16 protein-coding genes are annotated in these 18,704 nt (G+C 58.1%); 14 read left to right on the forward strand and 2 right to left on the reverse strand.

Annotated features, from left to right (window positions below; translation table 11 throughout):
• On the forward strand, nt 1-798 hold the full coding sequence (locus F8N36_RS06400; protein WP_291331972.1) for a 4Fe-4S binding protein: 798 nt from the start codon (nt 1-3) through the stop codon (nt 796-798).
• A 142-nt stretch (nt 799-940) separates the two neighbouring features.
• Here F8N36_RS06400 and F8N36_RS06405 read toward each other — a convergent pair whose 3' ends face one another.
• Together F8N36_RS06405 and pyk are read right to left on the reverse strand one after the other, a co-directional pair.
• Nucleotides 941-1,990 (reverse strand): HD domain-containing phosphohydrolase, encoded by a 1,050-nt coding sequence (locus tag F8N36_RS06405; RefSeq protein ID WP_291331973.1) that lies wholly within the window; start codon nt 1,988-1,990, stop codon nt 941-943.
• Nucleotides 1,991-1,993: 3 nt separating this feature from the next.
• On the reverse strand, nt 1,994-3,412 hold the full coding sequence (pyk, locus tag F8N36_RS06410; RefSeq protein WP_291331974.1) for a pyruvate kinase: 1,419 nt from the start codon (nt 3,410-3,412) through the stop codon (nt 1,994-1,996).
• 390 nt (nt 3,413-3,802) lie between these two features.
• On the opposite strand from pyk, the gene F8N36_RS06415 reads away from it, so the two are divergent.
• The 13 genes from F8N36_RS06415 to F8N36_RS06475 all read left to right on the forward strand — a co-directional run bounded on the left by F8N36_RS06415 (nt 3,803) and on the right by F8N36_RS06475 (nt 18,693).
• On the forward strand, nt 3,803-4,249 hold the full coding sequence (locus F8N36_RS06415; protein ID WP_291331975.1) for a division/cell wall cluster transcriptional repressor MraZ: 447 nt from the start codon (nt 3,803-3,805) through the stop codon (nt 4,247-4,249).
• 7 nt (nt 4,250-4,256) lie between these two features.
• Nucleotides 4,257-5,240, forward strand: a complete 984-nt coding sequence (gene rsmH, locus F8N36_RS06420; protein WP_291331976.1) for a 16S rRNA (cytosine(1402)-N(4))-methyltransferase RsmH — start codon at nt 4,257-4,259, stop codon at nt 5,238-5,240.
• Nucleotides 5,237-5,539 (forward strand): hypothetical protein, encoded by a 303-nt coding sequence (locus F8N36_RS06425; protein WP_291331977.1) that lies wholly within the window; start codon nt 5,237-5,239, stop codon nt 5,537-5,539. The genes rsmH and F8N36_RS06425 overlap by 4 nt, the downstream gene beginning before the upstream one ends.
• A 90-nt stretch (nt 5,540-5,629) precedes the next feature.
• The gene (locus F8N36_RS06430) at nt 5,630-7,771 is read left to right on the forward strand and encodes a penicillin-binding transpeptidase domain-containing protein (RefSeq protein ID WP_291331978.1); all 2,142 of its coding nucleotides are present in this window, start codon (nt 5,630-5,632) and stop codon (nt 7,769-7,771) included.
• 115 nt (nt 7,772-7,886) lie between these two features.
• Nucleotides 7,887-9,341, forward strand: a complete 1,455-nt coding sequence (locus F8N36_RS06435) for a UDP-N-acetylmuramoyl-L-alanyl-D-glutamate--2,6-diaminopimelate ligase (protein WP_291331979.1) — start codon at nt 7,887-7,889, stop codon at nt 9,339-9,341.
• Nucleotides 9,332-10,774, forward strand: coding sequence for a Mur ligase family protein (locus F8N36_RS06440; RefSeq protein ID WP_291331980.1), 1,443 nt, complete (start codon nt 9,332-9,334; stop codon nt 10,772-10,774). Before F8N36_RS06435 ends, F8N36_RS06440 begins: the two co-directional genes overlap by 10 nt.
• A gap of 76 nt (nt 10,775-10,850) precedes the next feature.
• Nucleotides 10,851-11,927, forward strand: a complete 1,077-nt coding sequence (mraY, locus tag F8N36_RS06445) for a phospho-N-acetylmuramoyl-pentapeptide-transferase (RefSeq protein ID WP_291331981.1) — start codon at nt 10,851-10,853, stop codon at nt 11,925-11,927.
• Between the two features lie 12 nt (nt 11,928-11,939).
• Nucleotides 11,940-13,244 (forward strand): UDP-N-acetylmuramoyl-L-alanine--D-glutamate ligase, encoded by a 1,305-nt coding sequence (murD, locus tag F8N36_RS06450; RefSeq protein ID WP_291331982.1) that lies wholly within the window; start codon nt 11,940-11,942, stop codon nt 13,242-13,244.
• Nucleotides 13,241-14,419, forward strand: a complete 1,179-nt coding sequence (gene ftsW / locus F8N36_RS06455) for a putative lipid II flippase FtsW (protein WP_291331983.1) — start codon at nt 13,241-13,243, stop codon at nt 14,417-14,419. The genes murD and ftsW overlap by 4 nt, the downstream gene beginning before the upstream one ends.
• On the forward strand, nt 14,401-15,465 hold the full coding sequence (murG, locus tag F8N36_RS06460; RefSeq protein ID WP_291331984.1) for an undecaprenyldiphospho-muramoylpentapeptide beta-N-acetylglucosaminyltransferase: 1,065 nt from the start codon (nt 14,401-14,403) through the stop codon (nt 15,463-15,465). Before ftsW ends, murG begins: the two co-directional genes overlap by 19 nt.
• Nucleotides 15,466-15,561: 96 nt before the next feature.
• The gene (gene murC / locus F8N36_RS06465; RefSeq protein WP_291331985.1) at nt 15,562-16,935 is read left to right on the forward strand and encodes a UDP-N-acetylmuramate--L-alanine ligase; all 1,374 of its coding nucleotides are present in this window, start codon (nt 15,562-15,564) and stop codon (nt 16,933-16,935) included.
• Nucleotides 16,925-17,818 (forward strand): UDP-N-acetylmuramate dehydrogenase, encoded by an 894-nt coding sequence (gene murB / locus F8N36_RS06470; protein ID WP_291332594.1) that lies wholly within the window; start codon nt 16,925-16,927, stop codon nt 17,816-17,818. The genes murC and murB overlap by 11 nt, the downstream gene beginning before the upstream one ends.
• Complete coding sequence (locus F8N36_RS06475; protein WP_291331986.1) at nt 17,803-18,693, forward strand: FtsQ-type POTRA domain-containing protein; 891 nt, start codon at nt 17,803-17,805, stop codon at nt 18,691-18,693. Before murB ends, F8N36_RS06475 begins: the two co-directional genes overlap by 16 nt.
• Nucleotides 18,694-18,704: the final 11 nt, after the last annotated feature.

The following is an 18,704-nucleotide window of genomic DNA, read 5'->3' on the forward strand; positions in this document are numbered from 1 at the left end:
ATGTCCACAAACGTGCACGCAGTATATTTCAGCCCCACTGGCAGCAGCCGCGCCATGGCGCAGGAAGCAGCCAGTGTTCTGGCGCAGGAGCTTGGGCTTACCCATGCCGAAGACTGGGACTGGACATTCCCCGGAGGGCGTGCAGCGGCATATTCGCCCAATGCGGGTGATGTGCTGGTTTTCGCCTTTCCCGTTTATGCGGGGCGTGTACCGCAGTTGCTGCTTGAGCCGCTTGGACGGCTTGCCGGGCAGGGTGTGTATGTCGTGCCGCTGGCCGTGTATGGCAACAGACACTATGACGACGCCCTGCTGGAAGCGGTTGAGCTGCTCTATGTGCAGCAGTTTTCTGTATTGGCCGCAGGGGCCTTTGTGGCAGAGCACAGCTATACGCGCAAGGTTGGCGCTGGCCGACCAGATGCGCAGGACATGGCAGCCCTGGCCGCGTTTGCCCGCAAGGCGGCCAGGCGAATTGCCCAGGGGCCGGGGGAGAGAGTGCATGTCCCCGGCAACCGCCCGTACAAGACCCTGCCGCCAGCTGTGGATATCCGGCCAAGGACGTTTGACACCTGTACCGGCTGCGGTCTGTGTGCGAGTGTTTGCCCTGTGGGTGTCATCAGCGACGCCGCACCGCACCTGACTGCGCAAGGCTGCATACGCTGTTGCGCCTGCGTTAAGATCTGCCCTGAAGAAGCCAGAGTTTTCGACGATCCGCTGGTAACCAGGATTGTGGGCATGCTAGAGACCAACTGCCTGACACGCCGCAAACCTGAAACATTTGTTGTCGGGCAGGAGCAGTAGGGCGAGACCTGGTAAGATACCTTGCCACAAAACCAGATGCTGACTCTCTGCGCAACCGGAAAAAAGAAGGCCAGACAGATGCGCTCGCGCGGTCTGTCTGGCCTTGAATATTTGTGAGGCCCGGTAGTGCGGATTGCCCTGTCTATTCAGGCTGTGGAGTATCCACTGCCAGATCCATGTCCACCATCAGTCCGATGGTTCCTGCTGCAAAGCCGCCAAACAGGGCGTTAGCAAATTCCTGATCATAGCGCGAGTCGCTGGTCAGTTCCTTGGCTGCCTGAAGAATGTCCTTGGCCTTTCTATACGGTCTTTCACAGATCATGGCTGCGAAGGAATCGGCCACCGCGCACAGACGGCCCGGTCTGGTGGACTGGGCACTCTTGGTACGCTGGGGATAGCCCGAACCGTCGAGACGTTCATGGTGCTCAAAACAGGCGCGAAGCAGTTCTTCAAATGCAACGTCCATCTTTTGCATCAGCCTTACGCCCACAATGGGGTGAGGCACTATCTTGTCCCTTTCTTCCTGCTTGAGGGGGCCAGCCTTGCTCAGCAAAAAGGGTGGAACCTTGCACATGCCCACATCGTGCAGCAAAAGGGCCACAGCCATGCGGTCCAGATCCTTGCGACGCAGTTCGCCAGCACCTTGCAGCCATATCCACAGGCCCACGATCATGGTGTTGATGGAGTGCCGTGCCAGATGGTTTTTGCGGAACAGGCGACGCATAAACGTATTTATGTGATGCTTGTCGTTCCACAGGTATTCGGTCACCACCATAACGTCGCGGTACAGAGGGTCAAACAGCGCCTTGACGGGCTGGTCAAAGAATTCGGTGCACCGCATGAGCAGGGCTCGTATGCAGATATCTGCAATTTCCGCTTCTTTCAGGTTGTTGTCCTGCAGTACAAGGTCAAGCTGCTTGACTATGTGGCGCGAATAAATGGGGTGGTCTGAGCGGGAAACAAAAAGGTCACCCGCCGCACACAGGTTCGCCACTTCTTCAACCTGCTCGCTGCTCAGGCGCGCACCCTTGAGACAGTAGGGCGCAAGAACAGCGATATCCTCACGAAAGCTGAAAAGATCTACCGGAGGCCGAAACTTGGGAAAGCTCGACAGAATTTCACCACTTATCTGGTAGTATTCTTCGTTGATGTTCATGGGAACATCGAGAACTTTCCTCTGCTCTGCGACCATGTGCTACTTCCAGTAAATTTTTACAAGGTTGGTACCGCGAGGGGTGGATGAAGACCCCTTGACCTGACCAGCTGTGATAACTGCGCAATCGTCCGGTTCAAAATCCGGGCTGTTGTGGATGAAGCTTTCGGCACGAATGAGGTGACTGGGCTCTTCGTGCGGGTTTTCCACAAATATGGGCTTCACACCCCACACAAAGTTGAGCGCCTTGATGGAAACCGGATCGGGCGTGAGCGCATAGATGCTCTGCGGGGGACGGCGGGCCGAAACCTGCCGGGCCGAGCTGCCCGTGAGGCTGTGCGAAACAATGGCCTTGGCCGAGGCCTTGTCGGCCAGCAGGCAGGCTGAGTACGCCAGAAATTCGGGAATACCCTTGTCGCTATCGGGTTCTTCAAGTTTACGGTTGAGCAGCAACAGGCGCTCGGCTTCGTCCGTTATGCGGCGCATATAGTGCACTGTTTCAACGGGGAAGTTGCCCATGGCTGTTTCTTCCGAAAGCATCACGCAGTCGGCCCCGTCAAGTACGGCATTGGCCACGTCCGTGGTTTCCGCGCGGGTGGGGGCGGGGCTGTTGACCATTGAAAGCAGCATCTGCGTGGCGACGATAACAGGCTTGGATACCTTGTTGCAGGCACTGATGATGCGTTTCTGCAGGGCAGGCAGCAGGGGCAGGGGGCATTCCACGCCGAGGTCGCCGCGCGCCACCATGACCACGTCAGTCTCGTGCAGAATTTCTGCCAGGTTATCCACCGCGCTCTGGCGTTCAAGCTTCACAACCACGGGTACGTTTTTGCCCGCAGCGGCGATGAGCTCCTTGGCTTCGCGCACGTCGTCGGCTGTCTGCACATACGAGATAGCCACGGCGTCAACACCCAGCTTAAGGCCGTCCGTAAGGTCTTTTTTGTCCTTATCGGTCAGGGCGCGCACCTTGGTTGCCTTGCCGGGCAGGGCCAGGCCCTTGCGCGAGGTAACAATGCCCGAATTGTCGGCCTGAAGCATCACCAGACCATCAGCCCGACACTCGGTTACCACAAACTGCAGACCGCCGTCGGCCAGCACCATGCGGTCGCCGGGTTCGAGGCTTTCAAGAATAACCTCGTGGTCAAAGGGCAGATAGGGAAAGTCGTCCGTGTGGCGGTCGCTGGGGCCAAGCAGCAGCTTCATGCCCTTGGTTACCGTAATGCTGGTTTCCGGCAGCACACCAAGACGGATCTTGGGGCCGGAAAGGTCCTGCATGATGGTGATGGGCCGTCCAAGCGCGGCTTCTACCTCGCGTATATTCTTGATGATAGTGACAAAATCCGCAGCTCCACCGTGCGAAAAGTTGAGACGGAATACACTGACTCCGGCTTCAGCCAGTTCTTGCAGTTTTTCTTTGCTGTTGGAGGCGGGACCGATAGTAGCGACAATTTTCGTTCTCATATCCGTTCCTTTGGCTGAAACCGATGGCGCAAGGGCGCATAGTAAGCGATCGACAGTTCCGGCTTGCAACAAATAGTCTTGGTTTTTCCGCATATTGTCAAGGCATTCGCCCTAAAAGCCTTAAAACTGCGCGCGTCTTGCGCGTGTCTGCGGGGTGATTTGTGTGGCAGGTGTGGGGCTTGTGGCATGTGTCTGTGGTTGCAGTGGGAGCGTGGTGGTAAATTACCACTATTCACCACCCGCTGGCACGTGACGAAATGCAGGATAAATGTGGGGGTAATTGCCATTTTTGCTACAGATGAAGCCAATTTTACGACTTTGCTTGACACCGGGTAAGGCTTGGGGCATAAGTGGGAAAAAGTGGTAACAAGTAGTAAAAAGTGGGAAATTGTGAAAAAGCTGTTCACTAAAAGCCTTTCCCGCAGCCTTGACCCCAAGGGGCGACTCATGCTGCCGCCGGAATACCGTGATGGACTCATTGCGGACGGCGGCTCTGGCACGTTTTGGCTCACCGCTTTTTACGGACGGCTTGTTGCGTATCTGCCCGCAGACTGGGATCTGGTAACCGAGCAGCTCAGCAGCATCCCCATGCCCTCGCCACGGCTTTCGCACTTCAAGACCAAGGTAATGGGTCTTGCCCAGGAGCTCGAACCTGATGCTCAGGGCCGGGTGCGCATACCGCAGGTGCTCATGCACGAGGCGAAACTACACAAGGACGTAATGCTTGTGGGGATGCTGAACAAATTTGAAATCTGGGATCAGGCCAGCTTCAACGCCTTGCAGCTTGAGGATGTTTCCGAAGAGCTCACGGGGCTTGGCATAAATCTCAGCCTATAGGCCCGCCATGACTGAAATCATGAATAATAACGCAGAACCCGTACGGCATGTGCCGGTTCTTTCTGCCGAAACGCTGGAAGCCCTTTCCCCGCGCGCTGGCGGCAGGTATCTGGATGGAACCCTTGGGCTGGGCGGTCATGCCTCGGCTGTGCTTGGCACAGCCCCCGATATTGAGCTGTGCGGCCTCGACCGCGACGAAGAGGCCATGGCTCTTGCCAGACAGCGGTTGGCGATTTTTGGCAACCGGGCGCACTTTTTCCACTGCAATTACAGCGATTTTACCGGCCCGCTGGCAGAGCTTGGCTGGGACAAGATAGACGGAGCGCTGCTTGATATCGGCGTTTCTTCCCTGCAGCTTGATGAAGCAGGGCGTGGATTCAGCTTTATTGGCGACGGCCCGCTTGATATGCGCATGGACCAGAATTCTGGCCAGCCTTCCGCCTGGCACTGGGTCAACCGCGAAAGCTTTGCCAAACTCAAGGAATGCATCGCTATGCTGGGCGAGGAACCCCAGGCTGGACGCATCGCCCGCGTGATTGTTGAAGCGCGCCAAAAGGCCAGCATCGACACCACTGCAGAGCTGGCGGCACTGGTCGAAAAGGCCTATCCCGCAGCCTGGCGCGCCAAGGCCCGTAGGCATCCGGCCACGCGTACCTTTCAGGCGCTGCGCATGGCCGTAAACGACGAGCTGGGCGAACTGCGCCGCTTTCTCGACAATATTCTGGCCTATCTGCCCATTGGCGGCAGGCTGGCTGTCATCACCTTTCATTCGCTTGAAGACCGCATGGTCAAGCAGGCCATGCGCCACTGGGCCGAGGGCTGCCGCTGCCCGCGCCATGTGCCGGTATGCGTGTGCCATCATCAGCCCGAAGTGCGCATCCTGTTCAAAAAGCCTGTAACGGCCACACCCGAAGAGCTGGCGGTCAATCCCCGGTCAAGCAGCGCCAAGCTGCGCGCGGTGGAAAAAATCGCCGAGGCTACCGGGTCATGAAGCGCAATAACGCCAATGGCCAGCACGGCGGCAGAGGCTGGTTGCTGGCACTGGTGCTGGGGCTGTTGAGCTGCATGGTTATGGGGCTTGTGCTCGTGTGGAGCAACATTGAGCGGATGGACACGACCTATTTTATCAATATTCAGCAAAACACCGTTCGTGAGCGACAGGCCCTGAGGGCCAAGCTTGAAGTGGAGCGCGAACGGCTGCTCTCTCCCTATGAGTTGCGCCGCAAGGCAGATGAGTTCGGCATGCGCGAACCCAAGCCCGGCCAGATCAGGCGAATGGAATTACAGTAAAAAACTCCGGATTGTCTCAACGCCTGACCCTCACTGTCAGGCCCGGAAAAAGCCCGGCGCCATCACGGCGACGCCACGTTTGGAAACGCCATGTTCAAACTCAGCTCTCGCAAACGCAACGTGTCCAGCGCAGTTCCTGCACGTTCTTCCAAGCAGCAGGCCAATCGCAATGTGTCTGCCGCCAAGATTGCCGGTCTGAAGCCCTCCTGGATGGGCGATGTGGACTGGGGCCGGGCTCGCATCAAGATGGTTGTAAGCATCTTCTGCATGCTTTGGGTCGGTCTGTGGGCGCGCGCGTGGTACCTGCAGATGATGGAAGGCCCGCGCCTGGCTGAACGTGCGCGCAGGCAGCACACTGCCACAGAGCTGGTTACCGGTCGCCGGGGCATGATTTTTGACCGTAACGGTCAGGTGCTTGCCCGCAGCGTCGAGGCAAAATCCGTTTATGCGCGCCCGCAGGATATTTCTGACTATCAGGCCATGGCCAACACCCTTGGCCCCATTCTGGGCGTGGAACCGCAGAAGCTGTACGACGAACTGGCGCAGACCAAGCGCCGCTTTGTGTGGCTGAAGCGCAAGGTTGACGACTACACCGCCGAGGCAGTGCGCAAGGCCAACATCAATGGCATCGGCCTGAGCAAGGAATACGACCGCGTGTATCCCTTCAAGCACATGGCCGGGCAGCTGCTGGGTTTTGTGGGCCTGGACGACAAGGGCCTTGAAGGTCTTGAACGTTCGCTTGATGCGCGTCTTGGCTGCATTCCCACCCGCCAGATCGTGCAGCGCGACGCCATGGGCCGCCGTTTTTACCTGCATGAAGAAGGGCAGAGTGAGCCCGTGGGGCAGGATCTGACCCTGACCATTGACATGCAGATGCAGTTTTTTGTGGAAGAAGCCGTCGCCCGCACCGTGCGCGAATATGACGCCCGATGGGGCGGCGCGCTGGTGGTTGACGTGGCCTCGGGCGAGATCATGGCCTGGGCGCAGTATCCCTTCTTCAATCCCAACAACTACAAGGACTTTTCGCCGCTGGTGTACCGCAACAGGCTTGCTGCCGACGCTCTGGAGCCCGGTTCTACCTTCAAGCCTTTTGTGATGGCGGCCGCCATTCAGGAACACAAGGTCACGCCCAACACGCTCATCGACTGCGAGGGCGGCAAGTGGGTGGCCAAGAACTTTACCATCCGCGATACGTCGCGTCAGGGCATACTGCCTGCCTCCAAGGTGCTGCGGTATTCCTCCAACATCGGCATGGCCAAGATCGGCCTGTCCATGGGCGCGCCCACTTTTTACAAATACATGCATGCTCTGGGCTTCGGGCAGCGCACGGGTGTGCCCGTGTCCGAGAGCCGTGGTATTCTGCGCGCCCCGCGTGACTGGAGCGAAGTGGACGTCATGTCTACCTCGTTTGGTCAGAGTATTTCTGTCACCGGCCTGCAGATGGCTCAAGCCTACCTTACCCTGCTTAACAACGGCGTGTACAAGCCCCTGCGCCTCACGCGTGAAGACGGCGTGGTGGATGAAGTGCACCCCCGCGTGTATTCCGAAACCGCCGTGCGCGAAGTCATGCGCATGATGCGCGATGTTGTTGAAGAGAGCGATGGTACAGGTAAACGCGCCCGCGTTGACGGCATTGACGTGGGCGGCAAGACCGGTACGGCCCAGAAGGCCGACCACAGGTCTGGTACATACGGCAGCAAGCGTCTGGCTTCGTTTGTGGGCTTCTTTCCCGCTGACAAGCCCAAGTATTTTGTGCTGGTCATGGTTGACGAACCCACCCGTAACCAGTTCGGTGGTGTTGTGGCTGCCCCTGTGTTCAAGGAAGTGGCCACGCGCATGGTTACCTACACGGGCATGTTTAACGAAACCAAGATCGCCGAGGCGGAAAAAAACGCGTCTACCGGCGAAGGCCCAGTGACCAGGGCGCGCCAGCGCGGGCTCAAGCTTGCGGTTCTGGATGCCCCTTATGTTGCCGAATCCAGAAAGCTTGAAGCCCCCAAGCAGGCAGACGGCATGCGCCTGCCCGGCCATCTTGCCAAGGCAAGCAGCAAGGTGCCGGACGTGATGGGCAAATCTGTGCGTAACGCGGTAGAGCTGTTTGCCCGCGCCGGTGTGGTGCCAGAGCTCAAGGGCTCGGGCAGCAGGGTGGTGAAGCAGACTCCTGCCCCTGGTGCTGCATGGCCTGAAGAAGGCAAAAGCATCGAATATATTCTCTGGCTTTCAGAAAGGTAAGATTGTCTGATTGCTTCCGGCTGGCGCACGCGTCGCGCGCGGGGTTGCGGGTTGATAGGCGCGCGCCGCCGGAATAATTCACGGGGCAAAGGCCCCGGTTAGCAGTGAGGTTGGTATGGAACGGGAATTTGCAGCCCTTCTTGAACAGTGCAGACGCGGCGGCATTGAAGTGCGCGTTGATTCGCGTCAGGTATCCACCGGTGACATTTTTGTTGCCGTGCCGGGTGTTAACGAAGACGGGGCCCGTTTTATTCCCGCCGCAGTGGCAGCTGGCGCTTCCATTGTTGTGTGCCGCCCCGGCGGGGCGGAAGAAGCCGCTGCCCTTGCTGGCGGCTGCCGCGTTGTGCACCATTCCGACCCGCGCGAGGCTCTGTGGCGTCTGGCCGAGGCCCGCTGGCGCACCAGCGAGCTGCCGCTCAAGATCGTGGGCGTTACGGGCACCAACGGCAAAACCACCTGCTCATACCTGCTTGAACAGCTCTTTGCCCAGGCCGGGCACAAGCTTGGCGTGATGGGCACGGTCAGTTACCGCTGGCCGGGTCATAACGAGGCCGCGCCCCTCACCACTCCCGATGCCCTGAGCGTACACGCCATGCTGGCAGAAATGGCCAAGGCTGGCGTTGATGTGGCCGTGATGGAAGTCTCCTCGCACGCCATCGACCAGCAGCGTGTGTGTGGCGTGCCTTTCTCTGGCGCGGCCTTCACCAACCTCACGCAGGACCATCTTGACTACCACAAGAACATGGAAAGCTACTTTCAGGTCAAGGCGCGTCTCTTCCTCGAGCTGCCCCGTCCTGACAAGGCCATGGCCGTCAATGCCGACGACCCCTGGGGCCGCCGCCTGCTCGAGCTTTGCCCCACGGCGCTTTCCTTTGGCCTGCAAAAAGGCGCACTGAACAAGCGTCACCTCTGGGGCGAGCTGCTCTCTGCCGGTACGGAAGGCTGCCACATGCGCATGCATCTCGAGGGCAGCAAGTGGGAACTGCGTTCACCCCTGGTGGGCGCGTTCAATGCTTCGAACCTTCTCGCCGTGCAGGCAGTTGCCCTCGAAATGGGCATCGAACCCGAGGCCTTCAAATCTCTAGAAAGTTTTACGGGAGTGAGCGGACGCCTTGAGAGGGTAGAAAATCCTCAAGGACTTAACGTGTTTGTTGATTACGCACACACGCCCGACGCACTCGAAAACGTTTTGCAGGCCCTGCGCGGGGCTGGATTCAAACGCGTTGTTACGGTATTTGGCTGCGGCGGCAATCGTGATCGCACCAAGCGCCCGCTCATGGGCGAGGCTGTGGCGCGCTGGTCAGATGTGGCAGTGCTCACCTCTGACAACCCGCGTTTTGAAGAGCCGGAAGCAATCCTGCAGGATGTTCTGCCCGGCCTCAAGGCCGCCCGCGAGGTGGTTGTTGAGGTTGACCGCCGCGAGGCGACCATCAAGGCCCTGAAAATGCTCGGCAAGGACGATGCCTTGCTTATTGCGGGCAAGGGCCATGAGGATTATCAGATCATCCAGGGTGTCAAACACCACTACAGCGACCAGGAAGTAGTTAGGGAGTTTTTGCATTGCGCCTGACCTACAATGACATTGCGGCCCATCTGGGCCTGAGCGCTCTTGAGAGCGACCTTGCGCTGACTGTTGCCGTAACAGACAGCCGTGAGGCAGCGCCCGGTGCGCTGTTTGTCTGCATACCCGGCAGCAGGGTGGACGGACATGATTTTGTGCCTGCGGCAGTGTCGCTTGGCGCTTCCGCCGTGCTGGCCTCGAAGCCGCTGCCCGATGCAGGCGTGCCGGTGCTGCTGGTTGAAGATACGGTTAAGGCGCTGGGCAGTATTGCCGCCCTGTGGCGTGACAAAACCCGCGCAAAAGTCGTGGGCGTAACAGGCACTGCGGGCAAGACCACCCTCAAGGAAGTGCTGGCGCAGGTGCTCGCCGTGCGCGGCAAAACCGCCAGAAACGCCCTGAACAACAATAACCAGATCGGCATGCCGCGCGCCATGCTCACCACTGACGGCGACGAAGATTTTTGGGTTATGGAGGCTGGCATCAGCCATGAGGGCGACATGGAAGAGCTGTCGGCCGTGCTGCGACCCGACATTGGCGTTATCCTCAACGTTGGTGCTGGTCACACCGAGGGACTCGGCAAAAAGGGTGTAGCATGGCACAAGTCACGCCTGCTCACCAATCTTGCCCCCGGCGGCATTGGCCTTGTGTGCGCTGACTATCCTGATCTTGTACGTGACGCCCGTGCAACCGGCGCGGAACTGCACTTTTTCAGCGCCACAGGAAGAGCGGTGGAGTACAGGGCTTCGTATGCCGGGCCTGCGCCCGCTGCCGCTGATTCAGCAGCGCCCGTCGCTCCAGATGCCCCCGATGACCGACGTGGGCTGTACCATTTGTGGCTAGACGGTACACGTTGCGTTGTGACCGCGCCTTTCAGGGGCGAGTACGGCGCGGAAAACGTTATTGCCGTTGCGGCGGTGGCTCACCAGCTTGGCCTGAGCAATGCCGAAATTGCACAGGGCCTGACGCAGAGCAGCCTGCCCGTGCAGCGCTTTAACCAGACGCGCGTGGGCCAGTGGCTCTTGATCGACGATACATACAATGCCAACCCTCTCTCCATGCGCCGCATGCTCGACGCTGCGGCAGAGCGGGCCGCCGGTCGGCTTTTTGTGCCCGTGCTTGGCGAGATGCTTGAGCTTGGCTCGCAGGCGGCGGAAGAGCACGAGGCTCTCGGCAGACATGTGGCCGATCTTAAGCCGGCGGCAATATTCTGGAAAGGCGGTCACGGCGAAGATATTCGCGCGGGGCTGACCCGTGGGGGCTATACAGGCCCGTGGTTCGAGGTGTATGACGCAGCGGCTTTTGCATCTGAATGGGCGCAGTTGTCCAAGGGTGTATTTGCTGCACATAAAACCGGGGGCGTTGCGCTTTTCAAGGGATCACGGGGCAACAGGCTTGAAAGCCTGCTGCAAACGCTTACCGGGCCGGAAGCCGTGCGGGGCTGAAGGCGTTAATCAATAATGTCGCCTCAAGGCGGCTGGCAACACGGTCTGCGCACGACCATAAGCACGGATTAGCTGCATGTTTTATAATCTCTTCGTTCCCCTTACGTCCGAATGGACGGTACTCAACGTTTTTCGGTACATCAGCTTCCGCTCGTTGGCCGCGCTCATCACTGCACTTGTGCTTTCCATCTTCATTGGCCCACGTTTCATTGCCTGGCTGCGCAGCCTCAAGTGCGGTCAGTACATTCATGAAGATGTAGCCGCCCATGCCTGCAAGGCTGGCACGCCCACCATGGGCGGCCTGCTCATGCTGTTTACGCTTTCCATCAGCCTGCTTTTGTGGTCTGACCTTAATAATCCCTATATCTGGCAGGCATTTTTTGTTTTTGCCGGTTTTGGCGCCGTGGGCTTCTGGGACGACATGACCAAGCTGCGGCACCACAAAAACAAGGGTATTTCGGGCAAGGCAAAAATGGCCGGCCAGCTGGCCGTGGCCTGCGCCGCCATGCTGCTGCTCTATATCAATCCAGACTACAGCAGCAAGCTGACCATTCCTTTCTTTAAGGAAGTTACGTTCGACCTGGGCTGGTTTTATCTGCCCTTTGGCGTTTTTGTGATGGTGGCTTCGTCCAATGCCGTTAACCTTACCGACGGGCTGGACGGCCTTGCAATAGGACCCTCTATCGTGGCCTGCCTGGTCTTTTCCATCTTTATCTACATTACAGGCAACGCACGTTTTGCCAGCTATTTGCTGATGCCCTACATGCCCGGCGTGGGCGAGGTGACAGTTTTCTGCGCCGCTCTTGTGGGTGCCGGCCTGGGCTTTTTGTGGTTCAATGCCTATCCCGCCCAGGTGTTCATGGGCGATGTGGGTTCGCTTTCGCTTGGCGGTGTGCTGGGCTATCTGGCCCTGCTGTGCAAGCAGGAACTTGTTCTTTCCGTGGTGGGCGGCCTGTTTGTGGCCGAAACCCTGTCGGTCATCCTTCAGGTGGGCTACTTCCGCTGGTCTGGCGGCAAACGGATTTTCCGCATGGCTCCCTTGCACCACCACTTTGAGCTCAAGGGCGTTCCTGAATCCAAAATCATCATCCGTTTCTGGATAACTTCCATTCTGTTGGGCCTTGTGGCGCTTTCTGTTCTCAAGCTGCGCTAGAGGAGAAAGAATATGGCACTGGAGAAAACTCGAGGCAGGCGTATAAATGCTGGCGAACTGGCCGTAGTTGTAGGAGCGGGGCGGTCTGGTATTGCCGCAGCCCGGCTGTTGCGACGGGCCGGAGCGCGGGTGCGGCTTCTGGACAGCAACCTCAAGGCCCTGGCCGGTAGGGAATCGCTGGCTACCGAGCTGGCAGCCCAGGGTATTGAGGTTCAGCTTGGCGAACATATTCCCGGCCAGTTTGCAGGGGCCGCCTTTGTGGTTCCCAGCCCCGGAATGCCTGTGGCAAAGCTTGAAGGCCTCGTTGATATGCAGACTTCGGAAGTGCTGGCCGAAATGGAACTGGCCTGGCGCTATCTGGATGACGAGCCGGTGCTTGCCATTACCGGCACCAGCGGTAAAACAACCACCGCATCGCTGGCGGCGGCCATGCTGCACGAACAGGGCTATGCCGTGTTTTTGGGCGGCAACATCGGTACGCCACTCTCTGAATACGTGCTTGGCGGCAAAAAGGCCGACGTGCTCGTGCTTGAAATTTCCAGCTTCCAGTTGCAGGCCTGCACCACGTTTTGCCCGCGTGCGGGCATTCTGCTCAACATCACGCCCAACCATCTCGACTATCACAAGGACATGGCCGAATACACAGAGGCCAAGTTCCGCCTTTTCCGCTGCCAGAGCGAAGAAGATCTGGCCGTGTTTGGCGAGGACCTGCGCGCTGAGGTTGCCAACCACAAAATCAAGGCCCGCAAGGTGTTTGTGAAGGCCACGGACCGTTTTCCCAGCAGTTGCCTCATGGGTGCGCATAACCGCATCAATGAAGAAGCCGCCTGGCAGGCCTGCCGCCTGTTTGGCGTTACAGAAGCCAGCGCCACCCGCGCGGTGGAGCGTTTCAAGCCTCTGCCGCACCGACTTGAAAGGGTGGCGGAGCGCAACGGCGTGCTGTACGTCAACGATTCCAAATGCACCACGGTTTCTGCCCTTCAGGTGGCGCTTGAGGCTTTTGATCGTCCTGTGCGGCTGCTGTGCGGCGGCAAGTTCAAGGGCGGCGATCTGGCGGGTCTTGCCGACCTGCTGCGGGCCAAGGTGCAGGAAGTGGTGCTGTTTGGTGCCAGCCGCGAGCATTTTGAAAAGGCCTGGCAGGACATTGTGCCCATAAGCTGGCATGAAACCATGGAACCGGCGGTGCGCTTTGCCACGGCAAATGCCAAGAGCGGCGACGTGGTGCTGCTTGCGCCCGCCACCTCAAGCTATGACCTGTATAAAAACTACGAGCAGCGTGGCGACGACTTCAAACGGATCGTGGGGCTGCTGTCATGAAGAATATCTTCAGCAGCAAGTCAAAGACCCCCAAGGTCAACAGCGCCATGGCGAGGGCTACTGAAGACGGGCCCTTTGCTCCCTTTGACTGGTGGCTTTTCACCATCATGCTGATTATTCTTTCCATCGGCCTTGTGATGGTGCTTTCGGCCAGTGGCATTGTGGCCGAGCAGGTCAACGGCGACAAATACTTCTTTTTCAAGCGTCAGGTCATCTTTGCGCTGGGTGGCGGCGTTGCCCTGTGGGGCGCGGCACTCCTGCCCCGACACTGGCTGTACCGCATGCAGTACCCGGCGCTCTTTTTGGCGCTGCTGTTGCTGCTGGTGACACTTTCGCCCCTTACCCCCGCCATCAACGGTGCAAAACGCTGGATTCCGCTGGGCTTTATTTCCATTCAGCCCATGGAATTTGTTAAAATAGCGCTGGCGTTGTATCTGGCTTATTTCATGAGCTCCAAGCAGGAACTCATCAAGACCTTTAGCCGTGGTGTTATTCCGCCTTTTGCCGTAACGGGCCTGTTCTGCTTTTTGCTGCTGCTGCAGCCCGACTTTGGCAGCGCCGTTGTTCTGGCGAGTATTCTGTTCTTTATGTGCGTTGCGGGCGGCACGCGGTTTATCTATCTGTTTTTCTCTGTGGCGCTTGCCTGCGGCGGTGCAATGGCCCTGGCCATTTCGTCTCCCTACCGTCTGCGCCGCCTGCTGGCCTTTCTTGATCCTTTTCAGGATGCCCACAACACAGGTTACCAGCTTGTACAGTCGCTGCTGGCCATTGGTTCGGGCAGCTTTTTTGGTGTGGGCGTGGGAGCCAGCAAGCAGAAGATGTTTTATCTGCCTGAAGCGCACAACGACTTTATCATGGCCGTGCTTGCCGAAGAAATGGGTTTTGTGGGCGTGAGCTTTGTGATGATTCTGTTTGCCCTGCTTTTCTGGCGCTGCTACAAAATCATCATGGGCCAGCGCAATCTGCGCGACCGCTTTACCGCATTTGGCATCACAACCATTCTTGCCATGGGCTCGGTGATGAACTTGGCCGTGGTTATGGGGGTGGCCCCGCCCAAGGGCGTGCCCATGCCCCTTATGAGTTACGGCGGCAGTAACCTTCTGGCCACCATGCTGTGCGTGGGCCTGCTTATGAATTTTTCAAGGACGGCGGACACATGGACAACATCCTCCTGACGACCGGCGGCACCGGCGGGCATATCTTTCCGGCACTGGCTGTGGCAGAGGAATTGCGGCGTCGCAATCCCAATGCCAGTTTGCTGTTTGTTGGCTCGCTGTACGGGCCGGAAGAAAGGCTGATGCGTCAGGCGGGCATTCCCTTTGAAGGGTTGCCCGTGCGTGGTCTGCTGGGCCGTGGCATCAAGGCCATTGGCGCTGGAGCGCAGATGGCTCTGGCCGTTGCCAAGGCCGTGGGCATCATTCGCCGGTTCAAGCCGGATGTGGTGGCTGGCTTTGGCGGTTACGCCGCATTTGCGCCCATGCTGGCGGCCCGTTTGATGGGCGTGCCCGGTGTGCTGCACGAGCAGAACGCCATTGCCGGGGCCAGTAACCGCTTTTTGGCCCGCATTGCGCGCCGTGTGTGCATTTCGTTGCCCAACACCAGCGGTTTTGACATGAAAAAGTGTGTGTTTACCGGCAACCCCGTGCGGGCTGCCGTTACTGCCGTGGGCCAGATCAGCCGCCAGCGGCAGAGCCGCCGTCTGCTTGTTATGGGCGGGTCGCAGGGCGCACATGCGCTCAACGCCTTTATGCTGGAAAATCTGGCTGAATTTCGCGGAGCCGGGGTGGAGATTCGCCACCAGACGGGTGTTACCGACGAGGGCAGCGTGCGCGCGGCTTATGTGGCTGCGGGCTACGCGCCCGAATGTGTTTCTGCCTTTATTGATGACATGGCCGCGGCCTATGCCTGGGCCGACGTGGCCCTGTGCCGCGCTGGTGCCAGCACCGTTGCGGAGCTTTGCGCAGCCGGTCTGCCTTCGGTTCTTGTTCCCTTCCCCTATGCCATCCATGATCACCAGACCCGCAACGCCGAAGTGCTGACGCGCAGCGGTGCGGCCGTGCTTGTGCCCGAGGGGCGCATGGCTGTACAGCATATGTCGGACATTCTGTTGCGGCTTTTGACCATGCCCGGCGAGCGTGAGCCCATGGCTGCCGCTGCGCTTTCGGCTGCGCGGCCCGATGCGGCCGCGCGCGTGGTGGCCGTTCTCGAAGAAATAGCGTAATTCAACGGCCCGGGCGCAGACAGCATGCGCCCGGGAGCGATATTTGCGGGAAAATTCAACCCTCCAAATTATCTAGACTTTTTTTAAAGGTACAGCATGAACAGCAAGATTCGGCGTATTCATATGGTTGGCATTGGCGGCGCGGGTATGAGCGGCATTGCCGAGGTTCTTCTCAATCAGGGCTATGAGGTTTCTGGCTCGGACATGAGTGATTCTGCCGTTGTGCGTCATCTTCGCGAGCTTGGCGCGCATGTGGCTGTTGGGCACGCTGCGGAAAACGTGGGTGATGTGCAGGTGCTGGTGAAGTCTACCGCCATCAACGACGAAAACCCCGAACTGGTTGAAGCACGCCGCCGTAATATTGCCATCATTCCTCGCGCCGAAATGCTGGCCGAACTCATGCGCCTGCGGCAGGGCATTGCCATTGCCGGTACACATGGCAAAACCACAACCACGTCGCTTACTGCTTCTATTTTTGATACAGCTGGGCTTGACCCCACGGTTATCATCGGCGGCCGGCTAAACGCTTATGGAACCAATGCCCATCTCGGGCACGGTGAATATCTGATAGCCGAAGCCGACGAGTCTGACGGCTCATTCCTCTGCCTTCTGCCCATCATCAATGTGGTCACCAATGTGGACGAAGACCATCTGGACCACTACAAGACCCGCGCGGGTATTGATGATGCCTTTGTGCAGTTCATGAACAACGTGCCTTTTTACGGGCTCAACATTGTCTGCGGTGACGACCCCGGTGTGCGTGCCTTGCTTGCGCGCGTCAAGCGCCCCGTGCTGACCTACGGCTTTGCAGAGGACAACGTGCTGCGCGCCGTTCCTCTGGAATGCGGGGTTCGCAACCACTTTGAAGTATGGCGCAACGGTGCCAAGCTGGGCGAGGTAAGCCTGCCCCAGCCTGGCCGCCACAACATGCTCAATGCCCTTGCCGCCATTGGCGCAGCCATGGAAGTGGACATCAGCTTTGAAAAGTGCGCCGAGGGCCTCAATGGTTTTGGTGGCGTGGGGCGGCGCTTTGAGTTCAAGGGCGAAAAGAGCGGCGTGACCGTGGTTGACGACTATGGACATCACCCGGCGGAAATTGCGGCCACCCTTGCCACAGCACGCCAGGTTTTTCCTGGCCGTCGCATTGTGGCAGCTTTTCAGCCGCACCGTTTCAGCCGCACTCAGGCCCATTTTGGTGAATTCTGCAAAGTTTTTGACAATGTGGACCAGCTGTTGCTCACAGAGATTTATGCGGCTTCTGAAAAGCCCATTCCCGGTGTTTCGGGGCAGAGCCTTGCCCAGGGTATCCGGCAGGTTTCCACAACGCCCGTGGAGTACTTTCAGACGCTCAACGATCTTGCCGCCAGCCTGCACAATATTCTGAAAGAAGGTGACGTGCTGCTGACCCTTGGCGCTGGCAGCATTACCCGTCTTGGCCCCGCATGGCTGGAAGGACAGAATCATGCGTGAGATGCCCGCACCCTTTCTTGCCCCTCGCACCACGCTGCGCATAGGCGGAACCGCCATTGCCGAGCTTGTGCTTGAAAGGCATGAAGATCTTTATCTGTTACCAGATAAACTCAAGGCTCTTGGCGGAACTCCGCTGGTGTTGGGTGCTGGTAGCAATATTCTTGCCCATGATGGCGAGTTGCCGCTGGTGCTTATACGGCCTTTTTTTAGCGACGGCCCGCAGATTGTAGGCGAGCACGAGGGCAGGATTCTTGTGCGCGCCGGTGCGGGTGTGCCCATGGCCCGACTGTTGCGTTTTTGTGCAGTAAACGGACTTAGCGGTCTTGAAGGCCTTGTGGGCATACCTGGCAGCGTGGGTGGTGCAGTAGCCATGAACGCTGGCTCGCACGGTACGGAAACGTGCAAGAATATTTATAGTATTCAGGCCTTTGTTGATAACACCATTCAGCGCATCAGCGTGAATGCACTGCAGTACGGCTATCGCACACTTCGTATCAACGGGAAAAAGAATGATTTTATCGTCTTGGAAGCCACATTTGGCTTGACCGTAGGTGAAAGGGATGGCATCTGTAATTGCATGCGTCACAACTTTTTTAAGAAAAAGTCTAAACAACCTGTGACGGCCTGGAGCGCGGGGTGCGTTTTCAAAAATCCCACGCCAGAAATGTCTGCCGGAAAGCTGCTTGATGAAGCAGGTTTTAAGGGCAAAAAGCTTGGGGGAATGGCTTTTTCATCCCTGCACGCAAATTTTTTGATTAACGAAGGCAAGGGTAGCGCAACAGCAGCCCTGGCCCTGTTGCAAGAGGCCCGGGAAACTGTGCGGCAACGGTTCGGCATTGAGCTTGAGCCGGAGGTCAGGATAGTACCATGCCCCTTGCCCTGAAAAAGAGCGGTAAAAAAGCCCGCAATTCCTATACACGATCGTCTGCGCCAGCCAAAAAGAGTGGCAGCGGCAGGGGGCCGGAAATACGGTTTGGGGGAATTGTAACTGGTGTTTTTAAAAGGCTCAAAGGCTTCAGCGGCCTTAAAAGCCTTGCGGCGCTTACAGTTCTGCTTGCCGGTCTTGGTCTGATTATCGCGGGTGTCTGTTATTCATCGCTGTGGCTCTACAACAAGGCCATAACAAGCGATTTTTTCACCACCCGGCACGTTGATGTGACAGGCAATGTGCGGCTCTCGCACGATATGGTGCTGCAATACGGCGGCATACGCGAGGGCGACAATAGCCTGGCTGTGAGCATCGCCAAGGTTGAAAGAAATTTGCGCAAAACGCCCTGGGTAGAAGAAGCCTCAGTCAAGCGGCTGCTGCCCGACAGGTTTGTGATCAGGCTCAAGGAGCGTTTACCTTCATTTTGGGTGCACAGGGATGGTGTGCTTTATTACGCCAACGAGCTTGGCGAGATAATTGCCCCGGTGGAAAGCAAAAACTTTCTTTCGCTGCCCACGCTGCGTGTTGACCCAGGTGCAGAAGACGCTCTGCCGTATCTGACGCGTCTGATGAAGGGTATGCAAAGCGGTTTGCTGCCCATTGAGGCGGGGGCTGTTTCATCTGTCAGCGTAAGCCCCGGCAAGGGGATTGAAATTTATCTTGAAGACAGGGAAATGCGGCTTTCCATCGCTACAGACGACTGGGAAGGCAACCTTTCCCGGTTAAGTCTGACATTGGGCGATCTGGCCCGCAGACACGAACTGCGCAATGTACGCGAGATTCGATCTGTTAACGGCAATGTTTGGGTTTTACTTAACCAGCCAGCGTAAAAAACTTGCGG

This window comes from Desulfovibrio sp., assembly GCF_009712225.1.
Taxonomy (GTDB): Bacteria; Desulfobacterota; Desulfovibrionia; order Desulfovibrionales; family Desulfovibrionaceae; genus Desulfovibrio.

Bases quoted from the DNA above. Each gene is read 5' to 3' on its own strand.
- F8N36_RS06435 (WP_291331979.1), top strand. From the start codon at position 7,887: ATGGAACGGGAATTTGCAGCCCTTCTTGAACAGTGCAGACGCGGCGGC.
- mraY (WP_291331981.1), top strand. From the start codon at position 10,851: ATGTTTTATAATCTCTTCGTTCCCCTTACGTCCGAATGGACGGTACTC.
- F8N36_RS06400 (WP_291331972.1), top strand. From the start codon at position 1: ATGTCCACAAACGTGCACGCAGTATATTTCAGCCCCACTGGCAGCAGC.
- ftsW (WP_291331983.1), top strand. From the start codon at position 13,241: ATGAAGAATATCTTCAGCAGCAAGTCAAAGACCCCCAAGGTCAACAGC.
- murG (WP_291331984.1), top strand. From the start codon at position 14,401: ATGGACAACATCCTCCTGACGACCGGCGGCACCGGCGGGCATATCTTT.
- F8N36_RS06425 (WP_291331977.1), top strand. From the start codon at position 5,237: ATGAAGCGCAATAACGCCAATGGCCAGCACGGCGGCAGAGGCTGGTTG.
- F8N36_RS06430 (WP_291331978.1), top strand. From the start codon at position 5,630: ATGTTCAAACTCAGCTCTCGCAAACGCAACGTGTCCAGCGCAGTTCCT.
- F8N36_RS06475 (WP_291331986.1), top strand. From the start codon at position 17,803: ATGCCCCTTGCCCTGAAAAAGAGCGGTAAAAAAGCCCGCAATTCCTAT.
- rsmH (WP_291331976.1), top strand. From the start codon at position 4,257: ATGACTGAAATCATGAATAATAACGCAGAACCCGTACGGCATGTGCCG.
- F8N36_RS06405 (WP_291331973.1), bottom strand. From the start codon at position 1,990: ATGGTCGCAGAGCAGAGGAAAGTTCTCGATGTTCCCATGAACATCAAC.
- murD (WP_291331982.1), top strand. From the start codon at position 11,940: ATGGCACTGGAGAAAACTCGAGGCAGGCGTATAAATGCTGGCGAACTG.
- pyk (WP_291331974.1), bottom strand. From the start codon at position 3,412: ATGAGAACGAAAATTGTCGCTACTATCGGTCCCGCCTCCAACAGCAAA.
- murC (WP_291331985.1), top strand. From the start codon at position 15,562: ATGAACAGCAAGATTCGGCGTATTCATATGGTTGGCATTGGCGGCGCG.